The 5,405-nt window shown below is 70.4% G+C and carries 3 protein-coding genes and 1 pseudogene; 3 read left to right on the plus strand and 1 reads right to left on the minus strand.

Annotation, left to right across the window (positions count from 1 at the left end):
* Window positions 1-950 (plus strand): annotated as a pseudogene (locus QH270_RS01285) (hypothetical protein); the annotation flags it as partial.
* Between the two features lie 48 nt (window positions 951-998).
* On the plus strand, window positions 999-2,801 hold the full coding sequence (locus QH270_RS01290) for a hypothetical protein (RefSeq protein ID WP_280338509.1): 1,803 nt from the start codon (window positions 999-1,001) through the stop codon (window positions 2,799-2,801).
* Between the two features lies 1 nt (window position 2,802).
* Here the strand turns inward: QH270_RS01290 and QH270_RS01295 are convergent, their stop codons facing one another.
* Window positions 2,803-4,773 carry a glycoside hydrolase family 15 protein gene (locus QH270_RS01295; protein WP_280338510.1) on the minus strand — a complete coding sequence of 657 codons (1,971 nt, stop codon included), beginning with the start codon at window positions 4,771-4,773 and terminating at the stop codon, window positions 2,803-2,805.
* Window positions 4,774-4,892: 119 nt separating this feature from the next.
* Between QH270_RS01295 and QH270_RS01300 the strand changes: the two genes are divergently transcribed.
* Window positions 4,893-5,138 (plus strand): hypothetical protein, encoded by a 246-nt coding sequence (locus QH270_RS01300; protein WP_280306823.1) that lies wholly within the window; start codon window positions 4,893-4,895, stop codon window positions 5,136-5,138.
* The last annotated feature ends 267 nt before the right edge of the window (window positions 5,139-5,405 follow it).

Genomic DNA, 5,405 nt, shown 5'->3' on the forward strand with positions numbered 1-5,405 from the left:
CGCATGCCCCGGCTCCCGCGCCGGTGCCGCCCGCTCCGGCGCCGCCCGCTCCGGTCGCGCCTGCGCCGGCTCCCATCGCGCCCGCGGCCCCGGCGCCGGTCGCGCTCAACCCGGTGGTCAGCACGCCGTTGCAGACCACCATCCAGCCCGACGCGGCGTCGACCCCGATCGCCAACGTCTTCGGTGGTGCGGCCGGTGCCGCCTCGCCGCTCACGGCGCCCGCCGCCACCGCGCCGTCGCTGTTCGCGCCGCTCACACCGACCACCAAACCCGTTGTGGTGCCCGATGTCTCGGGTGGGACGAGCACGAGTCCGTCGCCCGTCACGGTGACGCCGCCCTCGAAGCTGCCGACCGCCGACATCGAGACACCGACCACGGTGAAGTTGCCGGACCTGCCGAAGCCGACGGCCTCGGTGCCGGATGTGACCAAGCCGCACGTCACCACGCCCCCCACCGCGGGAACCGGCACCGGACCGGTGAAGCCGACCCGGCCCGGTGACGACGACATCACCACACCGGGCGGCACCACCGGTGGTGGCACCACGCCCGGAGGCACGACGCCGGGCGGTTCCACCGGCGGCGGTACGACCGGCGGCGGTACGACACCGGGCGGCACGACCGGCGGCGGGACGCCTTCGACCGTGCCGACCGTCGACGTGCCGGATCCCACCGTGTCCAACCCCACGGTGACCGTGCCCACCCAGCCCGCGCCGACCAAGGTGCCCACCGTCGACATCGACCCGCCCTCGGTGGTCACCCCGCCGCCGGTGGTGACCGTGCAGCCGACCATCAAGCCGCCGGTCATCGACACCAAGCCGATCGCCGCGGACTTCGACCACCACGCGGGCGGCTACCATGGCGTGTCGGCCGGGTTGTTCGACACGGGACTCGGCGGAGTCGATCAGGCCGCGGTGTTTCCCGCCGAGCCCCACGGGTATGACTTCGTCTAGTGCCCCCAGCGTCTCGGCCGGGCTCATGCAACGAGAGTGAGGAACAGGTTGTCTGCCGCTGCCGGACTGCAGGCCGCGACGGTGAAGCATCCGGATGTGATGGCTCCGGTCGTGTCTCTCGTCGACGAACTGCGGGACCTGGTCCGCACCGGCGGTCGCGACGATCTCGACGCCAGACTCGGCATGGTCCGGGCCAGGCTCACCGATCCCCGCGTGCGCCTCGTCGTGGTCGGCGAATCGCAGGCCGGGATGAGCACGCTGGTCAACAGCATGGTCGGCACGCCGGTCAGCGCGACCGACGGTAAGCCGAGTGTCCCGGTGATCGTCGAGTACGGTCCCGCGCCGACCGCCACGCTGGTGAAGTCGGCCCAGCGCGGCCGCGTCGAGCGCGTGCCCGTCGACCCGCTGAACCCCGGCCCCGCGCTCACCGCCCTCGGCGTGCTGCGCGCCGAATTCGCCGAACCGAGCCCGCTGCTGGCCGACGGCCTGGTGGTGATGGACGCACCCGGCGCCACCGCCCACGAGAGCGCCGCCTGGTCGATGATCGCCGCCGCCGACGTGGTGCTCTACGCCACCGATTCCGCCGCCGAACTGACCGAGGCCCAGCTCGAGTACCTGCGCCGGGTCGAGCAGGTATGCCCCTCGGTGGTGTGCGTGCTCACCAAGATCGACCGCAATCCACAGTGGTCGCTGACCCAGCGCCGCAACCGTGCCCTGCTCGACGGTGCCGGACTGAACTTCGCGGTCGCCCCGGTCTCGGCTGTCCTGCACCGGGAGTCGCGCGAATCGGGCGACCAGCAGCGTGACATCGAATCCGGTGTGCCGCAGCTCATCGATCACCTGCGCGACTACGTGGTGGCCCAGGCGGATTCGGTCGCCGTCGCCGCGGCGGTGCGCGACATCTCGTCGGTCACCGACCAGCTCGGCTTCACGCTGCGCGCCGAGGCCGACACCCTGCGCGACCCGCGGCGCCGGGCCGAGATCACCCAGCGGCTGGCCGCGGCCCGCACCGAGGCCGACCAGCTGCGCCAGCGCACCGCCACCTGGCAGGTGACCCTCGTCGACGGCAGCTCCGAGCTGAGCGCCGACATCGAACACGATCTACGGCACCGCCTGCGCACCCTCGTCCGCGAGGCCGAGGCCGAGATCTCCCGCACCGATCCGGCCCGCAAATGGTCGGAGTTCGCGACCGAGCTCGACGCGCGGATCTGCGAGGCCGTCGAGGAGAACTTCGTGATGGCGCACTACCGCGCCGTCGAACTCGCCGAGCAGGTCGCCGCGAAGTTCCCGCCGGACAACCGCACCCCGCCGCTGCCCGAGCTGCGCCTGACCAACCCCGGTGACGTGCTCGAGCCGGTGCAGTCGCTGGAAACGCTCGAGAGCGCGAAATCCAGTGTGGGACAACAGGCGCTCTCGGCGCTGCGCGGGTCCTACGGCGGCATCCTGATGGTCGGTCTGGCCACCAGTCTGCTCGGCATGTCGCTGGTCAACTGGTACTCGGCGGGTGCCGGTGTGCTGCTGGGCGTGAACGCCCTGTGGGACGACCGGCGCAGTCGCAAGCAGCGCAGGCAGGCCGAGGCCAAGGTGGCCGTCGCCCGGCTGGCCGATGACGTGATCTTCCAGGTGGGCAAGGAATCCCGCAACCGGCTGCGCACCCTGCAGCGGGTCCTGCGCGATCACTACACCGAGATCGCGACCGAGGTCGGCCGCACCGCCGAGGAGGCACTGCGCGCCGCCGAGGAGACCGGCCTGCGCTACGGCGACCAGCGCGAACTGCGGCTCACTGAGATCGAGGCGGGGCTGCGCACGCTGGCCGGGCTGCGCGAACGCGCCGAGCGCCTCGCCTACTGACTCAGTTCGGCCGGTTCGACGGTGTGTGCGCCGGCTGGAACTGACCCGCTTGCCGGGAGTCCTCGGCCCTGATCACGTGGGTCACCGCGTTGATCAGCGCCAGGTGGGTGAACGCCTGCGGGAAGTTGCCCAGGTGCCTGCCGGTGTGCGGGTCGATCTCCTCGGCGTAGAGCCGCAGCGGGCTGGCCAGCCCGAGCAGCCGCTCGCACAACTGCGTGGCGCGTTCGAGCTCGCCGATCTCCACCAGCGCCGAGACCAGCCAGAACGAGCAGATGGTGAAGGTGCCCTCCTCGCCGCTGAGCCCGTCGTCGGTGGTGTCGGTGTCGTAGCGCAACACCAGCCCGTGCACGGTGAGCCGATCGGCGATGGCGAGCACCGTGGCCTTGACGCGGTCGTCCTCCGGCGGCAGGAACCGGGTCAGCACGATCATCAGCAATGACGCGTCGAGCGTGTGGCCACCGTAGGTCTGGGTGAACACGCCGTTCTCGTCGACGCCGTTGGCGAGCACGTCGTCGCGGATCTCCTCGGCGATGTCGAACCACTCCATGGCCCGCTCGAACTGGCCGTGCAGCTGGGCAAGTCGCGCGCCGCGATCGAGCGCGACCCAGCACATCACCTTCGACGAGGTGAAATGCTGCGGTTCCCCGCGCACCTCCCAGATGCCGCGATCGGGTTCACGCCAGCGCGAGATCGCGGCGTTCACGGTGCGTTCCAGCATGGGCCACAACGATTCCGGGACCTGCTGTCGCGACTTCACGTGCAGGTACACCGCATCGAGCATGGTGCCCCAGATGTCGTGCTGGTCCTGGTTGTAGGCGGCATTGCCGATGCGCACCGGACGGGAGTTGTCGTAGCCGGACAGCTCCGGCAGCACCTCCTCGGTGATCCGGCGTTCGCCGCCGATGCCGTAGAGCACCTGCAGTGGCAGCGCGTCACCGTTCTCGCCGGTGGTGGCGTCGTTGAGGAAGTTGAAGAAGTCGTCGGCCTCACGGTCGAGCCCGAGCGTGTACAGACCCCACAGCGCGAAGCTGGCGTCGCGCACCCAGGTGTAGCGATAGTCCCAGTTGCGTTCTCCGCCGGGGGTTTCCGGCAGCGAGGTGGTGGCGGCGGCGATCAGGGCGCCGGTGGGCGCATAGGTGAGGCCCTTGAGTGTCAGCGCGCTGCGCTGCAGATAGCTGCGCCACGGATGATCGGGGAAATCGCCGAGGGTGATCCACTGACGCCAGCACTCCGCGGTCGTCCACATCTTCGACGCCGCCTCGTCGAAGGTCGCCGGGGCGGGCAGGTCCGACCAGGACAGGGCGACGAACACCGAATCGCCGTCGCGCATCCGGGTACGGGCCCGGGCCTCACGACCTTCCAGACCCAGTCGCAGGTCGGTGTTCAGGATCAGCGACGGCCCCTCGTCGGGATGGTTGGCCGCGACCGCGGTCGCCTGCTCGTAGACCTTGCCGGTGTACTCCCAGCGTGCGCCGCCCCGGTGATAATCCAGCGACGGCTGGCAGCTCATCTCCAATTCGACTGTGCCGCTGACACATTTCACCGTGCGCAGCAGAACGTGCTCGGCGTCCCAGTCCATCGGCGTGCGGCGATGGGTCTTGGACCTGGCCGTGTTGTTGTGCCACGGGCCGAGCACGAGCGCGTCGCGCACGATCAGCCAGCCCGTCTCGGTCTGCCAGGTCGTCTCGAGAATCATGCCGCCCGGCAGATAGCGCCGTGCCGCGGGCACATGCTTGCCGTACGGCCCGAGCCGGAAGTGTCCGGCGCTGCGGTCCAGAATGGCGCCGAACACGCTGGGGGAGTCGGGGCGCGGGACGCACATCCACTCGACCGAACCGCTACTGGCGATCAGGCAACTCGTCTCGCAATCGGACAGGAAGGCGTAGTCGTCGATCGGCGGGAAGGCGCCGCGACGACCGCTGGAGGAGACCGGACTCAGAATCGGCAGTTTGTCGGCACTGGAAGACTCCATACCCCATCATCACGGCGACGGCCGCCGCTCGTCCACCGCGCGCGGCGATCTGGTCCGGGGAGCCGCAGGTCACAGCCACGGAATTCGCCCGTTCGGGACGACCGACTAGGCTTGGGCTCGTGCAACGCATCGCAGGTTGGTGGGACGGCTTCGAACTCTGGGTAGCCGGGCTGCCCTTCATCCCCCAGTTCCTCGTCGTGCTGGTCGGCATGGTCCCGATCAGCTTCGCCATCGCCTACCTGCTCGACCGCACGCTGCGCGCGATCTTCCGCGCCCTGCGCCGCGACGAGCCCACCGACGGCGCCCCGATCCCCGCGACCGTGGCAGCGCCGGTGCGCCCGACCGTCGGCAGTGGTGCCCGCTGATGCCACGGTCCCGCGTTCAGCTCGCCCTCGTCGCCCTGCTCGTCCTCGTCGTCATCGCCTGGTTCTTCACTCGGTAATTTTGGAGCGCTGGCGCGCTCGAGGTCGCGGCCCCTTGTGTCCCGCCGATCAGGCGCCGTGGCTTGCTCCTTCGTCGCCAACGCGATCGACTCGGCGACCCACCCGCTGCGCACCGCGCGGCAGGCGTTCGAGGAGGTCGAAGAGGTGACCTTCACCCTGCGCCGCAGCCGCAAGGTCACCGTGGCGACC

Source organism: Nocardia neocaledoniensis, from assembly GCF_029868625.1.
Classification (GTDB): domain Bacteria; phylum Actinomycetota; class Actinomycetes; order Mycobacteriales; family Mycobacteriaceae; genus Nocardia; species Nocardia neocaledoniensis_A.

Excerpts from the sequence above, each read along its gene's own strand:
- QH270_RS01295 (WP_280338510.1), bottom strand. The coding sequence starts at position 4,773 with ATGGAGTCTTCCAGTGCCGACAAACTGCCGATTCTGAGTCCGGTCTCC.